The organism is Ensifer adhaerens (assembly GCF_001270265.1).
In the GTDB taxonomy this organism is placed as follows: Bacteria; Pseudomonadota; Alphaproteobacteria; order Rhizobiales; family Rhizobiaceae; genus Ensifer; species Ensifer adhaerens_B.
In genome coordinates this window covers 619,735-640,698 of record NZ_LGAP01000001.1, presented here as the reverse complement: position 1 = coordinate 640,698, position 20,964 = coordinate 619,735, and the positions used below count along the sequence as shown (strand labels likewise).

Genomic DNA, 20,964 nt, shown 5'->3' with positions numbered 1-20,964 from the left:
TCCACGCGTTTTTCAGGTCACGGCGCGGAACCGTCGAATGCTCAGCCCTTTGCGGGGCCAACCTCTTCGGAAGTTTCTTCCTGCGACTGGGCGGCCTCACGCTTGAGTGCATCCGCTGCCCGCTGTCTTTCGACGAGTCGCGCCGTATAGATCGAAATTTCGTAGAGAAGGATGGCTGGCAGTGCAAGGCCGATCTGGGAGACCGGGTCCGGCGGCGTCAAAACAGCCGCGACGACGAAGGCGATCACGATCGCGTATTTGCGCTTCTCTTTCAGCCCCTGCGAGCTCACGAAGCCGACGCGCGCCAGAAGCGTGGTGATCACCGGCAGCTGGAATACGAGGCCGAAGGCAAAGACCAGCGACATGATCAGGCTTAGGTATTCCGACACCTTGGGCAGAAGCTGGATCGCCACCTGACCTTCGCCACCGCCCTGCTCCATTGCCAGGAAGAACCACATGACCATCGGCGTGAAGAAGAAATAGACCAACGCGCCACCGAGCAGGAACAAAAGCGGCGATGCAATCAGGAACGGCAGGAATGCAGCACGCTCGTTCTTGTAAAGGCCGGGAGCGACGAACTTGTAGACCTGCGATGCGATCACCGGAAAGGCGATCACCAGGGCACCGAACATCGCTACCTTGATCTGGGTGAAGAAGAACTCCTGCGGCGCGGTGTAAATGAGCTCGACAGTGCGGTGATCCATCCCGGCCCAGCTAACCGCCCACTTGAAGGGCAGCACCAGCAGGTTGAAGAGACCCTTGGCAAAGTAGAAACACACGAGAAAGGCGATGAAGAACGCGCCAACGGCCCACATCAGCCGTTTCCTGAGCTCGATCAGATGTTCGATCAGCGGCTGCGGCCGGTCCTCGATATCGCCGCTCATGCGTCACCTTTCTGGCGCGTCGCCGCGCGTGTCTTTTGGGTCTTTTCTTTCGGCTGCTCGGCCGCCGCCTTCGCCGGCTTCTTCACGGCAGGCTTGGCCACTGCAGGCTCAGCCACGGTGGTCCCGGCCGCTGCCTTAGGCGCTGTGGCTTTCTTGGCCGTGGCGGTGGCGTCGGTCTTGGCCTTCGTCGCCCGCTTCGGCTTTGCGGCAGGCTCAGGCGCTTCGGCTCGCTGCATCTGCCGGCTCGCGGAACCGATCGCCGCGGCCGCAACGCTGTCGGCCGGCTTTGCGTCGACCGTAGGCACGGCGGTAACCGGTTCTAAGGAGGATGCCGGTGGTTCTGCCGCCGCAACTGCGGGGGCCTTGTCCGGCGATGCCGCCTTCTGCAGATCGGATTTGATCTCGTTGCCGGTCTGGCGCAGCGGGGTCATTGCATCGCGCAGCGCATTTGCCGGGTTGAGGCTTTGTGCGTCGCTGATCGTCTTGCGGACATCTTCGAGATCGGCCTCGCGCAGCGCTTCGTCGAACTGCTGGCGGAAATCCGATGCCATGCCGCGCAGCTTCGACGTCATCCGGCCAAAGGCCCGCAACATCGGCGGTAAATCCTTCGGTCCGACAACAACGATCAGTACGATGGCAATGACGACTAGCTCGGTCCAGCCGATATCAAGCATTCGATATGTCCTGCAAACCCGTGGTGCGGCCGGCCGGGAGATAATCCCAGCCCGGCCCTATCGGTGCTCGATCGTTAGCGAACTTCGTCAGACTTGTGATCGACAGTCTTGCTGTCGAGCGGCTTGTCGGCGGAATCGGCATCGTCGTCGGTCATGCCCTTCTTGAAACTCTTGATGCCCTTGGCAACGTCGCCCATCAGTTCCGGAATTTTACCCCGACCGAACAACAACAGCACCACGACCAAGACGATCAGCCAGTGCCAGATACTAAAGGAACCCATGCGCTTACTCCCTCTGAGCCTTCCCCGATTTAGGCCCTATTCGCGTGTCAATTTTCAGGCGCGCCACCAGCGTCGCCTCTTTTCGCCACAGACCCTAAGATGTCGGAACATCTTTTTCAAACAGCAATATATCCCGCTCGTTAACTGAAAGCATTACATCGCGCAATCCTTGCGGCAATTGGTCCGCCCGGATGCGGGCGCGCACAGTCCCGTCGCAGCCTGGCACAGCCAGTTCGAGCAATTCGACAACGCCGATGAAACGACGCGAGACGATACGCGCCGGTATATCGCCCTCGTCCTTGCCGACATGCAGGCCCGAAAGCCGGACGGCCACGGAAAGACGCTGCCCATCGCGATACTTGCGTGCATCCACGCCGCCGAGCGGCGTGTCGACACGACCGTTGAGCACCTGGGCATCGAACACATTGATTTCCGAGAAGAAACCGGCGGCGAACAGGTCCCGTGGCTTGCGATAAAGCTCGTCCGCGGTGCCGACCTGGACCAGGCGTCCGTCCTTGAGCAGAGCGATCCGGTCAGCCATGCGCATAGCTTCTTCGGCATCATGGGTAACGACGATCGCGGTGGCTCGCGTCTCCCGCAGGATGGCGAGCGTATCGGCGCGGATCGAATCCTTAAGCCGCGAGTCGAGCCCCGAGAAAGGTTCGTCCATCAACAGCACGGCCGGCCTCGGGGCGAGCGCACGGGCGAGCGCTACGCGCTGCTGCTCCCCACCTGAAAGCACATGGGGATAACGGTCGGCATAATGGGACAGACCGACCCGGTCCAGCGCTGCATCAGCCTGGATCAACGCTTCCTTCTTGGGAAGCGCGGTCAAACCGAAACGAACGTTGTCGCGGATGGTCATGTGCGGAAACAGCGCAAAGTCCTGGAACATCAGCCCGACACCGCGCTTTTCCGGCGGCAGGAAGATCGACGGGCCGGAAATCTCTTGGCCGTTGAGCAGGAGACGACCGGCGCTTTGGATCTCGATGCCGGCGGCGATCCGCAGCAGTGTCGTCTTGCCTGAGCCGGAGGGACCGAGCAGGCAAAGAACTTCGCCAGCCTTGGCCGCCAGGCTGACACCCTTGATCGTCTCCTTGGAATGGTAGTTGTGGTGAATATCCTCGAATGTCAGGCTCGCAGCGAAAGATACGCCCGCCGTCCGTCGCGTTGCCATGACGGGCCCGTCCTGCGTATCTGAAACCATGCTGCGTATTCCTTGACACCGGTGGCACCGTGGCGACCATGCCGGGTGCAGGCTCGATGGAGAAAGCCGATATCTCCAATCAGGTTTTTAATCGGCCTCTTCGCCCTTCGGAGTCAAGAGCCCCAGTTCCTCGAGATCGAGCTGGGTGATCGGATCCTCATTTTCCGCCAGGTCGTCCTCGCCGATGGGCACGGGAATATGCAGGTTGGACGGAACGCGGCCGGAGAGGAGCCCCGCTCCCTTCAACTCCTCGATACCAGGCAGATCGCGCAGTTCCTCCAGGCCGAAGTGGTCGAGAAAATCACGTGTCGTTCCGAAGGTGACCGGACGCCCGGGCGTGCGGCGGCGACCGCGGAAACGGACCCAGCCTGCTTCCATCAGCACATCGAGCGTGCCCTTCGATGTCTGCACGCCGCGAATGTCTTCGATTTCGGCGCGGGTTACCGGCTGGTGGTAGGCGATGATCGCCAGAACCTCGAGCGCGGCGCGCGACAGCTTGCGCACCTCCTGCTCGTCCGCCTGAACGACGAAGGAAAGGTCGGCGGCGGTGCGGAACGCCCAGTGATCTGCCACCTGCACCAGATTGACGCCACGGCTGGCATAAAGCGCCTTCAACCGCGCCATGATGCGCGGGACATCGGCATCACGTTGCAGACGGCTGGCGATATAGGCCTCGGAGACCGGCTGAGCAGAGGCAAACACCAGCGCTTCAGCAATCCGCTCGGCTTCCTGTTCCACGCGCGGATCGAGCAACGGGCCGTCATTCTCGTTGTCTTCATCTGCCACGCCCGGCAAGTACTTCTGCGGCTCAGCCACGGGCTGCCTCCATATCGGCGAGCGTCGCCGCATCGATCGGGTTTGGCCCGCGCCGCAGATAGATCGGCGCGAACGCTTCTTCCTGGCGGATTTCCAGGCGTCCCTCGCGCACCATCTCCAGCGAGGCGGCAAAGGAACTGGCGATGGCCGTCGCCCGCTCCTTCGGCGTCGTCATGTAACGCAGAAGGAAGTGGTCGAGCGCGGTCCAATCGTCGAGGTGACCGATCATGCGGGCCAGGATCAATCGCGCATCGGCAAGCGACCAGACATGACGCTTTTCGATCGTTACCTGTGTAATCGCCGTGCGTTGGCGCAAGCTCGCATAGGCGGTCAGCAGATCATAAAGCGAAGCGTCGTAGTCCGACTTCCGCTCTGTGACGATGTGCTCCGGCGCGCCCCGCACAAAAACATCGCGGCCGAGGCGGTTTCGATTGATCAGCCGGGTCGCGGCCTCGCGCATGGCTTCGAGGCGCTTCAGCCGGAACGCCAGCGCCGATGCCATCTCCTCACCCGAGGGGCCGTCATCTTTCGCCTGTTGCGGGATCAACAGCCGCGATTTGAGATAGGCAAGCCAAGCCGCCATGACGAGGTAGTCGGCAGCCAGTTCGATGCGGATGCTGCGCGCGCGCTCGACGAAGGCGATGTATTGCTCCGCCAGTGCCAGCACAGAGATGCGGGCAAGATCGACCCGCTGGCTGCGAGCAAGATGGAGGAGCAGATCGAGCGGGCCTTCGAAGCCGGCGATGTCGATGACAAGCGCCTCTTCGTGCAGCCCCCGCTCCGCGGTCTCGTCCTGCCACAAGGGATCCATCGGCGCTTTCGAACCGGACCTGCCCTGCTTTTCACCCGCATTGCTCACGACAGCCCGATCCTTTCCCGCCGGCCGTACCCGCTCTCAAACCGTCGCGAACAGGCCGTTGAACTCGGCCCGCAGTTCCTGCTCGTTCGCATTGTCGGGCTTGCGGAAGGCGGCCTCGGCGGCCTTTGCCCTGCGCAACGTCTCTCCGGCCAATACCGGCACGACATTCGCTACAGCCTTCATCTCGTCCATTATGCCATGACAATGCAAGACGAGATCAAGTCCGGCGTCGATGATGTTGCGAGCGCGGGTCGTCATGTCGCCGGCCAGCGCATTCATCGAGACGTCGTCGGACATCAGCAATCCGTCGAAGCCGATATGGCCGCGGATGATCTCGCGCACCACCTTGGCGGAAGTCGTTGCCGGATTGTCCGGATCGATCGCCGTAAAGACCATATGCGCCGACATGGCCATGGCCTCGTCCTTCATCGCGATGAAGGGCAGGAAGTCGCTCTTGGCAAGCTCGTCGAACGTTTCGCTGACCACAGGCAGGCTATGGTGAGAATCGACGAAGGTGCGCCCATGACCGGGCATATGTTTCATCACCGGCAGCATGCCACCGGACTTCAGGCCCTCCGCCATCGCGCGGCCGATCGCCGTGACGCTGTGCGGGTCGTGCCCGTAGGCGCGATTGCCTATGACATCGTGACTGCCGGGCACCGGAACGTCGAGCACCGGCAGGCAATCGACCGTGATACCGAAGCGCATCAGATCGAAGGCGTGCAGCCGCCCCATCAACCAGGCCGCACGCAGACCGCCCTCGGCATCGCGGCGGTAGATCTCGCCGATCGCCGCGCCATTCGGATATTGCTGAACAAGCGGCGGCCGGATGCGCTGAACGCGCCCGCCCTCCTGGTCGATCAGCACGGGTGCAGCAGGATTGCCGATGCTGTCACGCAGGGCCGCGACCAGATCGCAAATCTGCTGTTCCTCGCCAATGTTGCGGCCAAAGAGGATGAAGCCCCAGGGTCGCTCGCCATCAAAGAAGCTGCGCTCTTCGCTCGAAAGAGAAAGACCCTTGCAGCCGGAGATAAATGCTTTTGATTCGCTCATCCCAAAAGCATAGTGCGCGGCTTGCCCGCAGCGAAGCGAGAATAGTTGTCCATGCGCGTCATGCACAGACTACTGACACTGAAACATGAAAGGGCGCGGCATCTCTGCCGCGCCCTTCCGAGGATAATATTCGTCGTGGTGACTACTTGGTCACGAGGCAGCTGCCGCCGGCACCCTTGTAGCGCGAGCAAAGTGCATTGGCATCTTCGCGCGATCCGGCCGGGATGCGGACACGATAGTACGTGCCCTTGCCGGCGATCTCCGCCTTGCGGATATCCACGCCGCGCCCGCCGATAACGTTCGCGAACTTGTTCGAAAGGCTGTTGTAGGACTTCTGCGCTTCGGCCTCGGAGGGCAGCGACGCCACCTGGATGAAGTAGGTGCCAGCCGGCACGGATGCCGTCGAAACCTGTTGGGTATCCGCTGCAGTGTTCGCGGCCGCCTGTGTTTCCGTCGGGCGTGCGTTTCCGCGTTCAGTTGCGGCTCCGGCCACGTTGCCCGCCTGTTCGGCCGGACGGGTCTGCGGCAGCGGGGCCTGATCGCCAGCAGCATCGGCGGTGGCGTTGCTTGGAGCGGCAAGTGCGACCTGATCGGTTTCGGCCGGTGCCTGGTCGGCTGCGCGAAGTTCGGAACCGGCGCCCGTGGCTGTAGCCTGACCCTCGATGCCCGACGCAGCCGCCTGACCCGAAGCCGTTGCAGGAACCGGCTGAACATTACCAGCGACTTCCGTCGCAGGTGCCGCAACCGGCTCTTCGCGAGCGACGAGCGTGCCGTCCGGCTTGACGATCATGGTGCGTACTTTTCGCGGTGCGACAGCGGGAGCCTTGTCCTCTTCCTGATCAGCCGGCGCAGCAGTGCCGTCATCAGGCAAAAGACGGGCAGACTCTTCGTCCGCACTCGGCGACGCAGCACCGAGAGAATCCGCTTCATCGCTGCCGTCATCAGGCAGGTTTTCCGGTGTCAACGTCCGCTGGACAACGTCCATCGGTTCTTCTGTCGAGGAGACCAGAGCCTCCTGGCGAGGGCCGGTGCCCTGTGCGCCGGCGACGCGGTCATAGACGGCCTTGTCCTGGTTCGGCACGGTCTTGCCGCCCTTTTCCTCAGGCACGACCTTTACCGGGGACTTGTCGGCGAGAATGATCTTCGGGCCCTCTCCGGACGAGACGGCATCGCTGCCACCCATCCACGCATAGACGCCTGCACCGCCAAGAATGATGACGCCCGCGACGCTTGCAGCCAGTAGCATCATGCGCTGCGAGCGGCGGCCGGAGCCGTATTCGTTATAAACACCCGCGTCGGCCTGGCCGGACATGGGCTGCACGCGCTCGGATTCGCGTGGCGTGTTCTGGCGTTCAACCATCGAGCGGCGGAAGTCTTCTTCCATCGCCTTCTCGAACTCGTCGAAATCATCCATCGGGGCTGCGCCGAACGATGCGGTCGGCTTGGCGGCCGGCGCGGAGCGCGCAGGTTCGCGAGTCTCGACGGGCCGAGCCTGTGCCTCCCGCACGGAGGGTGCGGGCGTGCCGAAGAGCTGGGCCATTTCCGCGTCGATATCGAGATCGTAGTCGGCAGGATAAGCGACCGGCTTTTCTGTCTCGATGACCGGCAGTTGCGGCACATCCATATCGGCGATCGGTGCAACGCCGGTATCGGCTTCGGCGATCATCGACGGATCGAAAGGCAGAGCGCTTTCAACCGGCGGCTCTTCGATCTCCATGGGCCCTGCTGCGACCGACGGCGCTGCGAAGGGTTCTTCGCGTTGGATCGGCGCCTGTTCAACAACAGCGAACGTCGGCTGCTGCACGGCAGCCACGACATCCTCAGAAGCGTCGAACTCCGGAAGCTCCAGCTCCATCGCCACATCCGAGAGCTCCATTTCGAAGTTCTCGATGTCGAAGCTCGGCTCGTTCTCAGGTTCAACGGTCGGGCGGACAGGCTCAACGGCAGCCTGCGGAGCAACCACTGCGGCCACTGGTACAGCGACTGCAGGTGCCGCAGCGGCAGGGATCGACGAGACGATCGGACCGGCAAAGGCGCGCTGCTGGCCGACACCCGAAGGCGAAGCAACCGGTGTGGCGCGGCTGAACGTCGGAGTGAAGGGATACGGGCTCTTCTTGACCGGAGCGGCTCCGGTCACGACCGGCTCAGCTCGCGCGTGAACGGCGGGATGAGCGTGAACTGCGGCGGCGACCAATCCCGTCGCAGCCGGCACCGGAAACCGCTCGATATCGGCAAGAAGCTGATCGACGGCATCATCGGTTGCCGGGTCTGCCGCAACTGGAGCAGCCTCTTCGATCACGGCCGGTTCATACGAATAAGAGTTGTCCGACGCGTAGGCGTTGCTGCCCTCGGCAGCCGGAGCCACTTCGAAGGCCGGCTCGACAGACAGCGAAGCCGGCTCAGCCATCAGCTCATCGGCGAAATCGGAAACGGCGAATGAAACGTCCTCGACCGGCGCATGCCACTCTTCGTGCGCCGCAGCGTTCGGTTCGACCATCGCAATCTCTGCCGTCGGAGAAAGCTCGGCGTCGCCAAGCGACAGCTCGAGTTCGCGCTCCAGATCGAAGGCCGGCTCGCCGGCATCGGAAGCCACCTCATATCCGGCAGGGTCAGTAACCGGAGCCACTTCAGGCAACGCGACAACTTCGGTCGGGTCGTATTCGACCTGTTCCGCGGCAATAGCGGCGTCTGCCCATGGCTCCGCGAACGCGGAAGGCTGGTATGCCGGCTCGACTACCGGTGCGTCCTCGACCGGCGCCGATTCGGCGACAGCGAATTCGGCTGGCGCAAATTCGAGCACGGGCTCGACTTGCTGCACCTCTTCTGCAGGCACGGCAGCATGCTCAACCAGATCGCTGTCCGGCTGAACATTTGCTGCACGCGGCGCGTCATAGGTATCGAACTCTCGAAGAAGCTCGTCCTCGAGATCGAATGCCGGATCTTGCCGGACAGTTTCCTGGTGGCGTTGCAATTCCTGCAACTGCTGGACAGCCGGCCGGGCATCGTAGCCGACGATCCGGGCGAGTTCGGCCAACGGATCATCGTCTGCCAATACATCGAATTCAGCCGGCCCGCTTCGTGCGAATTGTTTGTCTGCCATGCTCTCCACTCACAATTGCCTGCATTCACTTGCCAGTGCATTGTGGGAAAATGGTGACAATACTTATCGCATTTCTTCCGGTGCGGAGGTGCCTGTAATGGACAGGCCCGACTTCAGTACGGAAGCGACAGCATGCACCAGCCCGAGTCTGGCAGTACTTAATTCTCTATTTTTATCGTTAACAAAACGTAATTCCGGATTCTCTTTACCTTTGTTCCAATGTCCATGGAAGGCAGCGGCAAGGTCGTACAGGTAAAACGCGATGCGATGGGGCTCCTGCGCCAGTGCCGCAGCCTCGACGACGCGCGGATATTCTGCGAGCTTGGCGACCAGCTGCAGCTCCGCCGGATCGACGATCGCGCCGTTGATTGCGCCGGCAAGATCGACTGAAGCCAGGTCGAGGCCGGGGAAAGCGTCCGCCGCCTGACGGAAGACAGACCGGCAACGCGCATGCGCGTACTGGACGTAGAAGACCGGGTTATCCTTGGACTGTTCTGTCACCTTGGCAAAATCGAAATCCAACGGCTCGGAGTTCTTCCGGTAGATCATCATGAACCGGACCGGATCGCGTCCGACTTCGTCGACGACATCGCGCAGAGTCACGAAATCGCCGGAACGCTTGGACATCTTGACCGGCTCACCCTCACGGTAGAGCTTGACCAGCTGGCAAAGCAGCACCGTCAGCTTCGACGCGCCGCCGGACACCGCGCGCGCCAGCGCCTCGAGCCGCTTGACATAACCGCCGTGGTCGGCGCCAAGCACATAGATCATCTCGTCGAAGCCGCGGTCGAACTTGTCCTTGAAGTAAGCAACGTCGGCGGCGAAGTAGGTATAACTTCCATCCGACTTGATCAGCGGTCGATCGATGTCGTCGCCGACCTCGGTCGAGCGGAACAGCGTTTGCTCCCGATCTTCCCAGTCCTCCGGCAGTTGCCCCTTCGGCGGCGGCAACGTGCCCTTGTAGACGTGGCCCTTGAAAGTCAGGTCGTTGATCGCGGTGCGGATCTTGGCAGCGCCATTGGCATGCAGGGTCCGCTCCGAGAAGAAGACATCATGGGTGACGTTGAGCGCCGCAAGATCCTCGCGGATCATGGCCATCATCGCGTCGATGGTGCGTTCCTTGACGAGCGGCATCCACTTGTCCTCCGGCATCAACCGCAGGCTCGTGCCAAATTCGTCGGCCAGCGCCTCGCCGACGGGTACGAGATAGTCGCCAGGATAGAGGCCCGACGGAATCTCGCCGATCTCTTCGCCAAGCGCCTGCCGATAACGAAGAAAGGCCGAACGTGCGAGCACATCGATCTGCGAACCGGCGTCGTTGATGTAATACTCCTTGGTCACCTCATAGCCGGCAAAGGCCAACAGGTTCGCAAGCGCGTCGCCGACGACAGCACCGCGGCAATGGCCGACATGCATCGGCCCAGTCGGGTTGGCCGACACATATTCGACGTTGACCTTGCGGCCGGCACCGGTCGTGCTGCGGCCATAGTCCGCTCCGGAGCGAAGCATCGCGGTCAACAGCTTCTGCCAGTAGGAAACCGAAAGGCGCACATTGATGAAGCCGGGACCGGCAACGGAAACATCCGTGACCTCAGGGTCTTGTCTGAGCTTTTCGACGATCAGATCGGCAAGCGCGCGCGGATTCATCCCCAACGGCTTGGCAAGCACCATCGCGGCATTGGTTGCGACATCGCCATGGCTGGCGTCGCGCGGCGGCTCGACATTGATACGGCCGAAGTCAAGCTCGGATCGCTTTTCTCGAACAACATCAAGCGTTTCGAGAATGTCCTTAATTCTTGATTCGAAGTCCGTGAAGAGATTCATCTGATCCGTCCGCTTTTCCCGACAGAATATGGTCGGTGCAAAACTCAAAAGGAGGCTCGGTTCGCGTGAACCAAAAGCCTCCGGGCGGGGCGTCCCTACCGCAAATCGGGCGTATGGTCAAACAAACGGCGGTGGACACTGATGGCGAAGGTATCCGTCATCCCGGCCAGGTAGTCCCCGACATGGCGCGCCCGCGCCGGCTCGGCCATACCGGGGATCTGGTCGATCCAGTAGTGTTCGCGCATCAGCAAGGGGTCGGCCATGAAGGCGCGATAGAGATCGCAGACGATCGATGCAGCGCCTTCACGCACGCGCATCACCTCGGGATGACGATAGATCCGCGTCATCAGCAGTCTTTTGATCTGCTTGTCGGTCTCGCCCATCTCTTGCGAGAATGTCGCCATGACCTTCCCCGCCTGCCTGACATCCATGGCACTTTTGGGCCGAGCCTTCTTGAGGCGCGTTTGTGCGACCGAAATCACGTCCTCGACCATCGCCGTAATCTGACGCCGCATGATTTCATGGGTGAAGCGGCTCGCCTCCAGACCGGGGTAACGATCGCTGACCTCTCGCATCAGACGGGCGAGGAACGGTACGTCTTCGAGCATCTCGAACGTCAGGTAGCCGGACCTCAGGCCGTCATCGATATCATGGGTATTATAGGCGATGTCATCGGCGATCGCCGCCACCTGCGCCTCCAGGCTCGCGAAACTCGCAAGCTCGAGGTCATGAATGGCGCAATAATCCAGGATCGGCTGCGGCACCGGACCGTGCGTGCCCTGCCCGTCAACTGTCAGGAGCGGCCCGTTGTGCTTGACCAACCCCTCCAGGCTTTCCCAAGTGAGGTTCAGCCCGTCGAATTCGGCGTAGCGTCGCTCGAGCTTGGTGACGATCCGCAGCGACTGCGCGTTGTGATCGAAGCCGCCATAGGGCTTGAGCATGTCATGCAGAGCGTCCTCGCCCGTATGGCCAAATGGCGTGTGACCGAAATCATGGACGAGCGCGACGCCTTCAGCGAGATCCTCGTCAAGCTTCAGCGCCCGCGCCAATGCCCGCGCAATCTGCGCCACTTCGATCGTGTGGGTCAGGCGGGTGCGATAGTGGTCGCCGTCGGCAGCGATGAAGACCTGCGTCTTGTGTTTCAGCCGGCGGAAAGCGGTCGTGTGGACGATGCGGTCGCGGTCACGCTGAAAGTCGGATCGTGTCGGGCTTGTCGCTTCCGGATATAGCCTGCCGCGCGTCGCCCACGGATTCGACGCGAATGGCGCATGTTCGCCGTAACCGAAGCCGAGCGCATTTTTGTCGAATGTCATTTCACACCTGCCTGTGTCGTCCCATTGACGGGACATTCAAGCCTTCATACCTATAGTGAAAGCTACGGGAAAGCGGCGACCAAACATCGACCGATTCCTTAAGCCAAAGCAATGGTTTGGCGCTCGACATTGAAAGACATGCCAGCACCGACCGATTGTAAATCGCGCAATGAAGACGAATCTCTCCGGTTCTTGACCCCGGCAGGAGGCAAATATGACACAGGAAACAGTGACACTTTCCGACGCGGCGGCAAAGCGGATCGCCACCATTCTGCGCTCGGACGGGCATAAGAATGCCATGCGGGTTTCCGTAGAAGGCGGCGGTTGTTCGGGCTTCTCCTATAAGTTCGATCTGGTCGACGACGCGAACGACGACGACTTCGTGCTCGAAAAGGACAACGCCAAAGTCCTGATCGACAGCCTGTCGCTCGTCTATATGGGTGGCTCGGAGATCGACTTCATCGACAACCTGCTCGGCCAGTCATTTCAGATAAAGAATCCGAATGCTGTCGCAAGCTGCGGATGCGGAACGAGTTTTTCCATCTGACTGCGCGCGCGCATTTCCATGCGCCGCTCATTGCTACAGATATGGTGATCCCAGCCAGAACAGGCGGTTCGCCAGGCGCGCAGCCAAAGGCTGGGCATTCAAATCCTTCAGGGTCACCTCATCAGCCGTCTCCATGATCGCAGCGATGCGGCCGCTGACGTTGCGCGCAAAGACGTCATCGAGCACTTCGAGATCGAACTCGAAGTTGAGACGCAGCGACCGCGGATCGAGGTTCGTCGAGCCGACATAGGCCCAGCGCTCGTCAACGGCGAGCAGCTTCGAGTGATTGAAGGCACCCTTTGCACGCCACACGCGACAGTGCCCCTTGAGCACCTGATCAAACTGCGCCGTCATGGCACGGTCGACCAGCAGCAGATTGTTGACCGCAGGCACGACGATATCCACCTCGACGCCGCGGCGGGCGGCCGTCACGAGCGCGCTGATCAACTCCCGGTCGGGAAGGAAGTAGGGCGACATCAGCCGGATGTTCTTCCGTGCCACGGAGAACGCACCCATCAGAATCTTGTGATTGGTCTCATTCGTTTTATCGGGCCCCGATGGCACCGCACGCATCAAAATGCCCGGCGCCTTTGCCGGCGGCGAAGTCGGCTCGATCGTCCAGGTGTCACTTGCCAGAAGTTCGCCGGTTGAAAACTGCCAATCCTCGGCCGAAACCTGGAAGACATCGGCAACGACGGGGCCGGTGATGCGAAAATGAGTGTCGTAGGCTGCTTCGGGGCCGGCGATTTCGGTGGTGAAGCCGGCGCGGATGTTCATGCCGCCGGCAAAGGCGGTTGTGCCATCGACGACCAGGATCTTCCTGTGCGTACGCAGATTGGCATAGGGCAATCTCAGGCCCATGATGATGTTGCCGTTGAACACAGCCGTGGGCACGCTGGCGGCCTTGAGATAGCCGACGATGCTCGGCACGGAGTAACGTGCGCCCACGGCATCGATCAGCACCCGTACCTCGACCCCTCGCCCACGCGCCGCAATCAATGCGTCCGCGAAGCGCAAGCCGAGTGCGTCTCGATCGAAGATATAACTTTCAAGCAGGATGCTGCGGCGCGCATTGGCAATCTCGTGCAGCATGGCGGCATAGGCCGCATCCCCGCCCTCGAGCATGGTTATACGGTTGCCTGTGGACATTGCATGTCGTGACACGCGGTCACCGAGGATCTTCATAGCCGCGAAACGTTGGCCGAAGCGTGTGCCAATCTCGGCATCGGACACATCGAAACGCCCGAACTGATCCGGCCCGCTTCCGAGCAACAGCGAACGCTGCATGCCGATTGAGGAGCGACGGATGCGGTTGATGCCGGCAACGCCATAGACGAGCGCTCCAACAATCGGTGACAGCAGCACGACCCCGACCCAGCCGGCCGCTGCCCGAACATCGTCCTTGGTCATGGCAGCATGGATGACTGCGGGCACGCCCAAAACGAAAGACAGGAAGACGAGAAAATGCGGCCAATAGTTCTGGATGAGGTCGATCATGTGCGGGACTATAGCCTTCAGTGGGTGGGAATCAATTGATGGACATGCCCGCATACGGCAAGTGGATGAAAAGCGCCGCGCGTTATTGATGTATGACGCCTTTCCCGGCGGAAAGACCGCAGGTATCGGATTTGTCAAAAGAATCCGGAGCCGTTACAAGAAGCAGTCCGAGAGGATTCACTGACATGGAAGGGCGTTTCGAGCCATGAAGATTGCCACCTGGAACATCAATGGCGTCAAGGCGCGAATCGACAGCCTGCTGGCGTGGCTGAAAGAATCGAACCCGGACATCGTCTGCCTGCAGGAGATCAAGTCTGTCGACGAAAACTTCCCGCGCCTGGAAATCGAAGCGCTCGGCTATCACGTCGAAACGCACGGCCAGAAGGGCTTCAACGGCGTTGCGCTGCTTTCCAAGTTGAAACCGGACGAAGTCAATCGTGGGCTGCCGGGCGACGATGTGGATGAGCAGGCCCGCTTTATCGAAGGCGTGTTTTCCGTCTCCGGCGGCGTGATCCGCGTCTGCTCGCTTTACCTGCCCAACGGCAACCCAGTCGACAGCGAGAAGTACCCCTACAAACTGCGCTGGATGGAGCGCCTTTCCGCCTATGCGCAACGGCGGCTGGAACTTGAAGAACCGCTCATTCTTGCCGGCGACTACAATGTCATCCCCGAAGAGCACGACTGCTGGGACATCAAGGTCTGGCAGAACGATGCGCTGTTCCTGCCCGAGACGCGGAAGGCTTTCCGCCATCTGCGCAACCTCGGCCTCACCGATGCCGTTCGCTCGACGACCGATGACGTGCCGCTCTACTCATTCTGGGACTATCAGGCAGGCTGCTGGCCGAAGAATTTCGGGATACGGATCGATCACCTGATGCTGTCGCCGGAAGCGGCAGACAGACTGGTTTCAACGTCGATCGAAAAACATGTGCGGGCTTGGGAGAAACCTTCCGACCACGTGCCGGTCGCGGGCTACTTCGCGTTCGAACGTCCGCTTTGAAGCGAAGGGCGACCGCTGGGGGCGACGCTTAGTCTTCGTCGCCCTGTGTGTGCATATTCTGCGACAGCGTGATCGCCTTGCGGCGATCGTCTTCGGTCGCCAGAGAAAATGCCTGTTCCTGCATCGACTGCAGCCATGGCCGATCCTTCGGCAAACATTGATCGAGGGCGGCGGTCATATAGGCAAGGCCACGGATGGTCTGGCCCTCCTGGAAAATGACGTTGCCGAAGACACCCATGGCGCCGGCATGACCATTCTTGCGTGCGCGGTTCAGCCATTTCTTGGCCTGCTGAACATTGACGTTGCCGCCTTCGCCGGAAAGCAACATGCGCGCCAACTGGAACTGCGCTTCAGATACGCCGAAGGTCGATGCTGCCTGGAAGTAGAGCTGGCGGGCCTGAGACATGTCGGACTTGATCGGGCTGTCGGGAATGCCGCGACGGTAATAACCGGCAAGCGAGATCAGCGCGTTGACGAAGTAGCCCGTATCCTCGGAACCGGGTTCGACACCCTGCTGGGCAATCTCGCTGTAGATCTTGAAGGCTTCGAGGTCATTTTCGGCGACACCGTCGCCGTAGGCATACATGTTGGCAAGAGCCCAACGGGAGCCGGTATGCCCCTTCTCGGCGGCATAGCGGTATGCTTCGACCGCTTCGTCCTTGCGGCCGCTCTTGTAGGCGGAAAAGCCGAACTTGAACAAGGCAAACGGACCGGATTCCTTGCTGACACCGGCGCCTGGATCAAAGGCACGTGCCGGACCGGCCGTCGCACCGCCGACCATCAGCGACACGCCGAGCATCGCAACCTTCAAAGACTTCAGTTCACCCGCAAGCATCACAGTCTAATTCTTCCGTTCCAGCCGGCCACGCCGAACTCATCACCGCTGCAAACACAAACGCCTGAATAGCCCTTTGCCATTCAATTGTTCACCGAAACCGCCGACAACATCGACGCACCCAGTCCAGGATGAAACTCCATTATGCGTAGCCTTACCTAACGATTTCCGCAGAAGTACGGCAGCGTGTTCAAGACGACACATGACTTCACTTCGTTACAAACTTTGCAGGCTCGATCTTCAAGTTGCACGTTTGTCCCTAACATCGCTGCTCCCTGTTTGTGGCGGGAAATGGACATACTCACCTTGAGCCCGACCCTAGCAAACTCTAGCATTAAATGTGTTGCTGAATCGTCACATTGGCGTGGCGCGGAACAATCACCAACAGATGTCGCGCAACTCAAAAGAAAGGCCCGGTGATGAACCGGGCCTTGAGTGTCCTGATCGATGGAGGATCAGAATTTTACTTTGATGGATGTAGAGATGGCACTGACCAGATCATTGCCGAAATCGTACTGAGCGCGTGTTCCGTAGTCTCTTCCGTCTTTTCTAACGACCCCGGACGAGCCACTGGTCAAGATGCCAAGCGCACCACTGAGGCGAAATTCGACGTTCTCATTTGCAGCATAGGACACGCCGGCCCCGAGCGTCCACGTGTCGGTCAAAGTGCCCAAGCCCGTGCTTGTTCCACGGTCCCAGGTCAGACTGACAGCACCGTTCCACTGATCGTTGAACTTGTGGCCGATACCGCCGGAGACGGTCCAGCCATCACGATAAAGGAGGTCGAGTGTTGTAGCGACAACAGGGCTGTTCGGCGTACATGCAGCAAGCCCACGTGTTGACGTCGGGCAAAATGGCAAAATCTGAAGCTGACTCCAATCAACCCACTTGATCGAACCGAAAGCGACCCATCCCGGCGCAATGCCACTCTGGACCTTAAGTTCCAGCGAGTCGGGCATGTCGGCCGTGCCGTAAACGTCGGTAATTCGACCCGCTAACGGGCTGCCAACTGGCGGGAGCTGGCGCAGGTCAAGAGTACCCGTTACATCACCGAGGTCGACGGAGCTATTGTATACCAAGCTCGCGCGAACCGCATACTCGGGTATTTCATAGCCAACGCCAGCGCGCCAGCCGTATCCGTTTCCAGCGAGATCAAGTCGACCGACCCCGGAAAGACCCAGCGCGCCCGGCAATTGTTGAACTAGGCGCTCCTTGAAGCCGCTCACCTCTTGGTAGAAAGCACCTCCGATGACGCGAAATTGGCCCTGCCCCACATCCCACTTGTAGGAGCAGGTCGCTGCGTAGTTGTCGCTGTCGATCTTCGTTTCGATGTTATCATTCGCACCTGCCCAGTTGGCGCCTGGATTGGTGTGCGCGCCCCATGGCTGCGAATAGTCCGCCATACAATCGACACTGTCGCCAAGACCGGCCTTGATCCCAACGCGAGGCACCCAGTATCCCTCGGTATCCAGAATCCCCGAATTCGGGCGACTATTCAAGTTGCCATCTGCCGCGATAGGATCCCTGACATTGTCCAGTTCGCGCTGCGGGTTGACATAGGTTGCCGTCGCTTCCGCTGCATAGTCGGACGGATCAAACAGCAGGTCGATATTGTAACCGCCGCGCTCGAGACCGCCAGCGTGCGCCGACGATGCGACCAGAATTCCGGCCGCCAATGTCAGGACGCCCCGCTTCAAATTCTTATGAGCCATCAAGCTCCTCCCCCTGCATTTCAATCTGCGACAATCCACCTCACGTCGCCTGTGCGAAAAGTAATCTCACGATCGCGTGAAATCGCAAATGCCGCTTTCTAGGGGTGCGGCGCTCATGTGCGCCATAAAATTTACGTAAGATTCTCATCATTTGAACACAATCCACGCAAATCGAACGCATTTTGCGCGAAATGCCGATTATGAGGCCAATATTAGGATGATGTTCCAATATAATCCGAAAGTGTTACTCAACAACAACAACATCGGTTTTTGCACCAAAAAGGGCGGGTTCGGGTTTGAAAGCGAGGCTCGAACTCCCCAGTCGATGCGACAGAAAGCCACCGCCTTGGCATGACGAATCGGTTTGGCGACAAACGCGGCAACCTCGTCAGAAAATGCGAAATCCGCGGCGCTTCCGCCGCGGATGACATAAAATCAGGCCTTTCGGTGCGATCAACCGGCTTCTGCAACCCGGGCCAAAGCGACGCCGAGTGAGTCCTTTTGCAGATCCAGTTCGACAAGACGTTCGCGTTCGGCGTCGACCAGTTCCGGCTTCGCATTGGCGACGAACTTCTCGTTGGCCAGCTTGCCGAGGATACGCTCCCGCTCGACTTCGACCTTGGAGATCGCCTTTTCCAAACGCGACTTTTCGGCCGAGAGATCGATCAGGTTGCCAAGCGGCAGGCAAGCTGTCGCTTCGCCAACAACGATCTGGGCGCTGCCGCGCGGCGCCACGGCCGCATGGTCGATATGCTCGACGCGTGCCAGGCGGCCGATGGCCGAGGCATGCCGCTCGAGGCGTTCGCGCGTGAGCGCGTTGGCGGCAACGACGATGAGCGGTGCGGTGGCTGCCGGCGGGACGTTCATCTCCGAACGGACCGAACGGATGCCTGAAACCAGATCGATCAGCCAGTTGATCTCGTCGGCGGCAGCGTCATCGGCGTAAGAAGCGGACGGCCATTCCGCGTGGCAGAGCAGGCCGGGGCGCTCACGTCCCTCACCTGCCGTCTGATCCCATAGCTCTTCGGTCATGAAGGGCATAAACGGATGCAGCAGCTTGTAGATTTCGTCGAGAACATAGGCAACGCAGGCCTGGGACTCGCGCTTGGCCGCCTCGTCCTCGCCGCTGAACACCGGCTTCAGCAGTTCCAGATACCAGTCGCAGAACTGGTTCCAGACGAAGCGGTAGAGGCTGCCGGCAGCTTCGTTGAAGCGAAAACCTTCGAGCGCTTCGGTAACGTCGCGGATGGTCCGCGAGAGCTCGGTCAGGATCCAGCGATTGATCGTCAGCGACGACGCCTCCGGAATGAAGCCGTCGCTGTTGGTGACGCCGTTCATCTGCGCGAAACGCGTCGCGTTCCAAAGCTTCGTTCCAAAATTGCGGTAGCCGGCGATGCGCGCCGTGTCGAGCTTCACGTCGCGCCCCTGGGCGGCCATGATCGCCAGCGTGAAACGCAGCGCGTCGGCGCCGTATTCGTCCATCAGTTCCAGCGGATCGATGACGTTGCCCTTCGACTTCGACATCTTCTGCCCGTTCTTGTCGCGAACGAGCGCATGGACATAAACGGTGTGGAACGGTTCGACCGGGGTGCCGTCGTCATCCTTCATGAAATGCAGGCCCATCATCATCATCCTGGCAACCCAGAAGAAGATGATGTCGAAACCGGTGACCAGGACATCGGTCTGATAGTACTTTTCGAGTTCCGGTGTCTCGTTCGGCCAGCCGAGCGTCGAGAACGGCCAGAGTGCCGACGAGAACCAGGTGTCGAGCACGTCCTCGTCACGGGTCAGGATTTCACCCGGCTTGAAGTTTTCAAGCAAGTCCTCGACATAGGCCTTCATCGGGCCTTCGTGCGCCAGATAGTGCTGGATCGCGGCGTGCAGCGCCTCCTCCTCGGTCTTCTCGACAAAGACCTGTCCGTCCGGGCCATACCAGGCCGGAATCTGGTGTCCCCACCAGAGTTGACGCGAGACGCACCAGGGCTGGATGTTCTCCATCCATTCGTAATAGGTCTTTTCCCAATTCTTCGGGACGAAGTTGGTGCGGCCTTCCCTAACCGATGCGATCGCCGGCTTCGCCAGTGTCTTGGCATCGACATACCATTGCTCTGTCAGGCGCGGCTCGATCGGCACGCCGCCACGGTCGCCGTGCGGAACCATGTGCTTGTGCGGTTCGATCTTGTCGAGCAGGCCGGCTTCCTCGAAGATCCGAACGATAATCTTGCGCGCCTCGAAGCGGTCCTTGCCCTCAAGCTCGTCCCACGCGCCATGCAGGGCCGCGGGTTCGCTGAGGCCCTCGAGGAACTCCTCATTGTCCTTGATGCTGATCCGACCTTCTGTGGTCAGGATGTTGATGGCTGCGAGACCGGCACGTTTGCCGACGTCGAAATCGTTGAAGTCGTGCGCCGGCGTGATCTTGACGGCACCCGTTCCCGCCGTTGGATCGGCATAGTCGTCACCGACGACAGGGATGCGTCGGCCGACGATCGGCAGAATGACGTGTTTGCCGATGAGCGGCTTGTAACGCTCGTCTTCCGGATTGACGGCAATGCCGCTGTCGCCAAGCATCGTCTCCGGTCGCGTGGTAGCAACGACCAGATAGTTGCGCGCTTCCCATTCCGTTGCCTTGCCGCCTTCGTCGAAGGCGACCGGATGCTGATAAGTGACGCCTGGCTCAAGCGGATAGCGCAGGTACCACAGGTTTCCGTTGATTTCGTGCTGCTCGACCTCCAGATCGGAAATCGCCGTCAGCAACTTCGGGTCCCAGTTGACCAGACGCTTGTCCTTGTAGATCAGCCCCTCTTTGTAGAGCGAGACGAACACTTCAAGGACGGCCTCCGACAGACCATCGTCCATGGTGAAGCGCTCGCGCGACCAGTCGCAGGATGCGCCGAGCCGCTTCAGCTGATTGAAGATCAATCCGCCGGATTCAGCCTTCCACTCCCAAACCTTCTCGATGAAGGCCTCACGGCCCATCTGGCGGCGATGCTGCTGTTGCTCCATCAGCTTGCGCTCGACGACCATCTGCGTGGCGATGCCGGCATGGTCCATGCCCGGCTGCCACAGCACGTCTTTGCCGCGCATGCGCTCGAACCGCACCAGCACGTCCTGTAGCGTGTTGTTCAGCGCATGGCCCATGTGCAGCGAGCCCGTCACGTTCGGCGGCGGGATCACGATACAAAAGCTGTCGGCGCCGGGCTTTGCTCCCGCACCTGCACGAAACGCGTTTTCTTCGTCCCACTTCTTGGCGATACGTGGGTCGACGGATGCAGAATCGTAGGTCTTATCAAGCATTTTGAAGCCAATTTTGGAGATTGATATCTGTGTCTTGTAAACCGGAACGGCCGGTGCAAGTCAACACG

Annotated in this window: 16 protein-coding genes; 2 read left to right on the top strand and 14 right to left on the bottom strand. The window is 60.4% G+C overall.

What is annotated here, in order from left to right:
- Nucleotides 1-41 precede the first annotated feature (41 nt).
- From tatC to AC244_RS03045, 10 genes are all read right to left on the bottom strand, one after another.
- Nucleotides 42-884 carry a twin-arginine translocase subunit TatC gene (gene tatC / locus AC244_RS03090; RefSeq protein WP_053247325.1) on the bottom strand — a complete coding sequence of 281 codons (843 nt, stop codon included), beginning with the start codon at nucleotides 882-884 and terminating at the stop codon, nucleotides 42-44.
- Nucleotides 881-1,558, bottom strand: coding sequence for a Sec-independent protein translocase protein TatB (gene tatB / locus AC244_RS03085; protein WP_053247324.1), 678 nt, complete (start codon nucleotides 1,556-1,558; stop codon nucleotides 881-883). The genes tatC and tatB overlap by 4 nt, the downstream gene beginning before the upstream one ends.
- 74 nt (nucleotides 1,559-1,632) lie before the next feature.
- Complete coding sequence (locus AC244_RS03080; protein WP_053247323.1) at nucleotides 1,633-1,839, bottom strand: twin-arginine translocase TatA/TatE family subunit; 207 nt, start codon at nucleotides 1,837-1,839, stop codon at nucleotides 1,633-1,635.
- 94 nt (nucleotides 1,840-1,933) lie between these two features.
- A complete protein-coding gene (locus AC244_RS03075; protein ID WP_053247322.1) occupies nucleotides 1,934-3,046 on the bottom strand; it encodes an ABC transporter ATP-binding protein in 1,113 nt (370 codons plus the stop codon).
- An 87-nt stretch (nucleotides 3,047-3,133) separates the two neighbouring features.
- A complete protein-coding gene (scpB, locus tag AC244_RS03070; protein WP_053247321.1) occupies nucleotides 3,134-3,862 on the bottom strand; it encodes an SMC-Scp complex subunit ScpB in 729 nt (242 codons plus the stop codon).
- Nucleotides 3,855-4,673: a segregation and condensation protein A gene (locus AC244_RS03065; protein WP_051509162.1), complete on the bottom strand. Its 819-nt coding sequence runs from the start codon at nucleotides 4,671-4,673 to the stop codon at nucleotides 3,855-3,857. The genes scpB and AC244_RS03065 overlap by 8 nt, the downstream gene beginning before the upstream one ends.
- A gap of 84 nt (nucleotides 4,674-4,757) precedes the next feature.
- Nucleotides 4,758-5,774 (bottom strand): beta-N-acetylhexosaminidase, encoded by a 1,017-nt coding sequence (nagZ, locus tag AC244_RS03060; RefSeq protein ID WP_053247320.1) that lies wholly within the window; start codon nucleotides 5,772-5,774, stop codon nucleotides 4,758-4,760.
- Between the two features lie 142 nt (nucleotides 5,775-5,916).
- Nucleotides 5,917-8,874, bottom strand: a complete 2,958-nt coding sequence (locus tag AC244_RS03055) for an SPOR domain-containing protein (RefSeq protein WP_053247319.1) — start codon at nucleotides 8,872-8,874, stop codon at nucleotides 5,917-5,919.
- A 63-nt stretch (nucleotides 8,875-8,937) separates the two neighbouring features.
- Entirely contained in the window at nucleotides 8,938-10,698 is a 1,761-nt protein-coding gene (argS, locus tag AC244_RS03050) for an arginine--tRNA ligase (RefSeq protein ID WP_053247318.1), read from the bottom strand.
- A 95-nt stretch (nucleotides 10,699-10,793) separates the two neighbouring features.
- The gene (locus AC244_RS03045) at nucleotides 10,794-12,011 is read right to left on the bottom strand and encodes a deoxyguanosinetriphosphate triphosphohydrolase (RefSeq protein ID WP_053247317.1); all 1,218 of its coding nucleotides are present in this window, start codon (nucleotides 12,009-12,011) and stop codon (nucleotides 10,794-10,796) included.
- A 214-nt stretch (nucleotides 12,012-12,225) separates the two neighbouring features.
- On the opposite strand from AC244_RS03045, the gene erpA reads away from it, so the two are divergent.
- Nucleotides 12,226-12,558 carry an iron-sulfur cluster insertion protein ErpA gene (gene erpA / locus AC244_RS03040; protein ID WP_053247316.1) on the top strand — a complete coding sequence of 111 codons (333 nt, stop codon included), beginning with the start codon at nucleotides 12,226-12,228 and terminating at the stop codon, nucleotides 12,556-12,558.
- Nucleotides 12,559-12,591: 33 nt separating this feature from the next.
- On the opposite strand, the gene AC244_RS03035 is transcribed toward erpA, so the two are convergent.
- Nucleotides 12,592-14,055 carry a phospholipase D-like domain-containing protein gene (locus AC244_RS03035; protein WP_053247315.1) on the bottom strand — a complete coding sequence of 488 codons (1,464 nt, stop codon included), beginning with the start codon at nucleotides 14,053-14,055 and terminating at the stop codon, nucleotides 12,592-12,594.
- Nucleotides 14,056-14,260: 205 nt separating this feature from the next.
- Here AC244_RS03035 and xth point away from each other — a divergent pair, with 205 nt between their 5' ends.
- Complete coding sequence (gene xth, locus AC244_RS03025; protein WP_053247313.1) at nucleotides 14,261-15,055, top strand: exodeoxyribonuclease III; 795 nt, start codon at nucleotides 14,261-14,263, stop codon at nucleotides 15,053-15,055.
- Between the two features lie 28 nt (nucleotides 15,056-15,083).
- On the opposite strand, the gene exoR is transcribed toward xth, so the two are convergent.
- The 3 genes from exoR to AC244_RS03010 all read right to left on the bottom strand — a co-directional run bounded on the left by exoR (nucleotide 15,084) and on the right by AC244_RS03010 (nucleotide 20,896).
- Nucleotides 15,084-15,890: an exopolysaccharide production regulator ExoR gene (gene exoR, locus AC244_RS03020; RefSeq protein ID WP_053247312.1), complete on the bottom strand. Its 807-nt coding sequence runs from the start codon at nucleotides 15,888-15,890 to the stop codon at nucleotides 15,084-15,086.
- A gap of 455 nt (nucleotides 15,891-16,345) precedes the next feature.
- On the bottom strand, nucleotides 16,346-17,602 hold the full coding sequence (locus AC244_RS03015) for an OmpP1/FadL family transporter (RefSeq protein WP_053247311.1): 1,257 nt from the start codon (nucleotides 17,600-17,602) through the stop codon (nucleotides 16,346-16,348).
- A gap of 453 nt (nucleotides 17,603-18,055) precedes the next feature.
- Nucleotides 18,056-20,896 carry a valine--tRNA ligase gene (locus AC244_RS03010; protein WP_053247310.1) on the bottom strand — a complete coding sequence of 947 codons (2,841 nt, stop codon included), beginning with the start codon at nucleotides 20,894-20,896 and terminating at the stop codon, nucleotides 18,056-18,058.
- Nucleotides 20,897-20,964 lie beyond the last annotated feature (68 nt).

Bases quoted from the DNA above. Each gene is read 5' to 3' on its own strand.
- tatC (WP_053247325.1), bottom strand. From the start codon at position 884: ATGAGCGGCGATATCGAGGACCGGCCGCAGCCGCTGATCGAACATCTG.
- tatB (WP_053247324.1), bottom strand. From the start codon at position 1,558: ATGCTTGATATCGGCTGGACCGAGCTAGTCGTCATTGCCATCGTACTG.
- AC244_RS03080 (WP_053247323.1), bottom strand. From the start codon at position 1,839: ATGGGTTCCTTTAGTATCTGGCACTGGCTGATCGTCTTGGTCGTGGTG.
- AC244_RS03075 (WP_053247322.1), bottom strand. From the start codon at position 3,046: ATGGTTTCAGATACGCAGGACGGGCCCGTCATGGCAACGCGACGGACG.
- AC244_RS03065 (WP_051509162.1), bottom strand. From the start codon at position 4,673: ATGGATCCCTTGTGGCAGGACGAGACCGCGGAGCGGGGGCTGCACGAA.
- nagZ (WP_053247320.1), bottom strand. From the start codon at position 5,774: ATGAGCGAATCAAAAGCATTTATCTCCGGCTGCAAGGGTCTTTCTCTT.
- AC244_RS03055 (WP_053247319.1), bottom strand. From the start codon at position 8,874: ATGGCAGACAAACAATTCGCACGAAGCGGGCCGGCTGAATTCGATGTA.
- argS (WP_053247318.1), bottom strand. From the start codon at position 10,698: ATGAATCTCTTCACGGACTTCGAATCAAGAATTAAGGACATTCTCGAA.
- AC244_RS03045 (WP_053247317.1), bottom strand. From the start codon at position 12,011: ATGACATTCGACAAAAATGCGCTCGGCTTCGGTTACGGCGAACATGCG.
- erpA (WP_053247316.1), top strand. From the start codon at position 12,226: ATGACACAGGAAACAGTGACACTTTCCGACGCGGCGGCAAAGCGGATC.
- AC244_RS03035 (WP_053247315.1), bottom strand. From the start codon at position 14,055: ATGATCGACCTCATCCAGAACTATTGGCCGCATTTTCTCGTCTTCCTG.
- xth (WP_053247313.1), top strand. From the start codon at position 14,261: ATGAAGATTGCCACCTGGAACATCAATGGCGTCAAGGCGCGAATCGAC.
- exoR (WP_053247312.1), bottom strand. From the start codon at position 15,890: ATGCTTGCGGGTGAACTGAAGTCTTTGAAGGTTGCGATGCTCGGCGTG.
- AC244_RS03015 (WP_053247311.1), bottom strand. From the start codon at position 17,602: ATGGCTCATAAGAATTTGAAGCGGGGCGTCCTGACATTGGCGGCCGGA.
- AC244_RS03010 (WP_053247310.1), bottom strand. From the start codon at position 20,896: ATGCTTGATAAGACCTACGATTCTGCATCCGTCGACCCACGTATCGCC.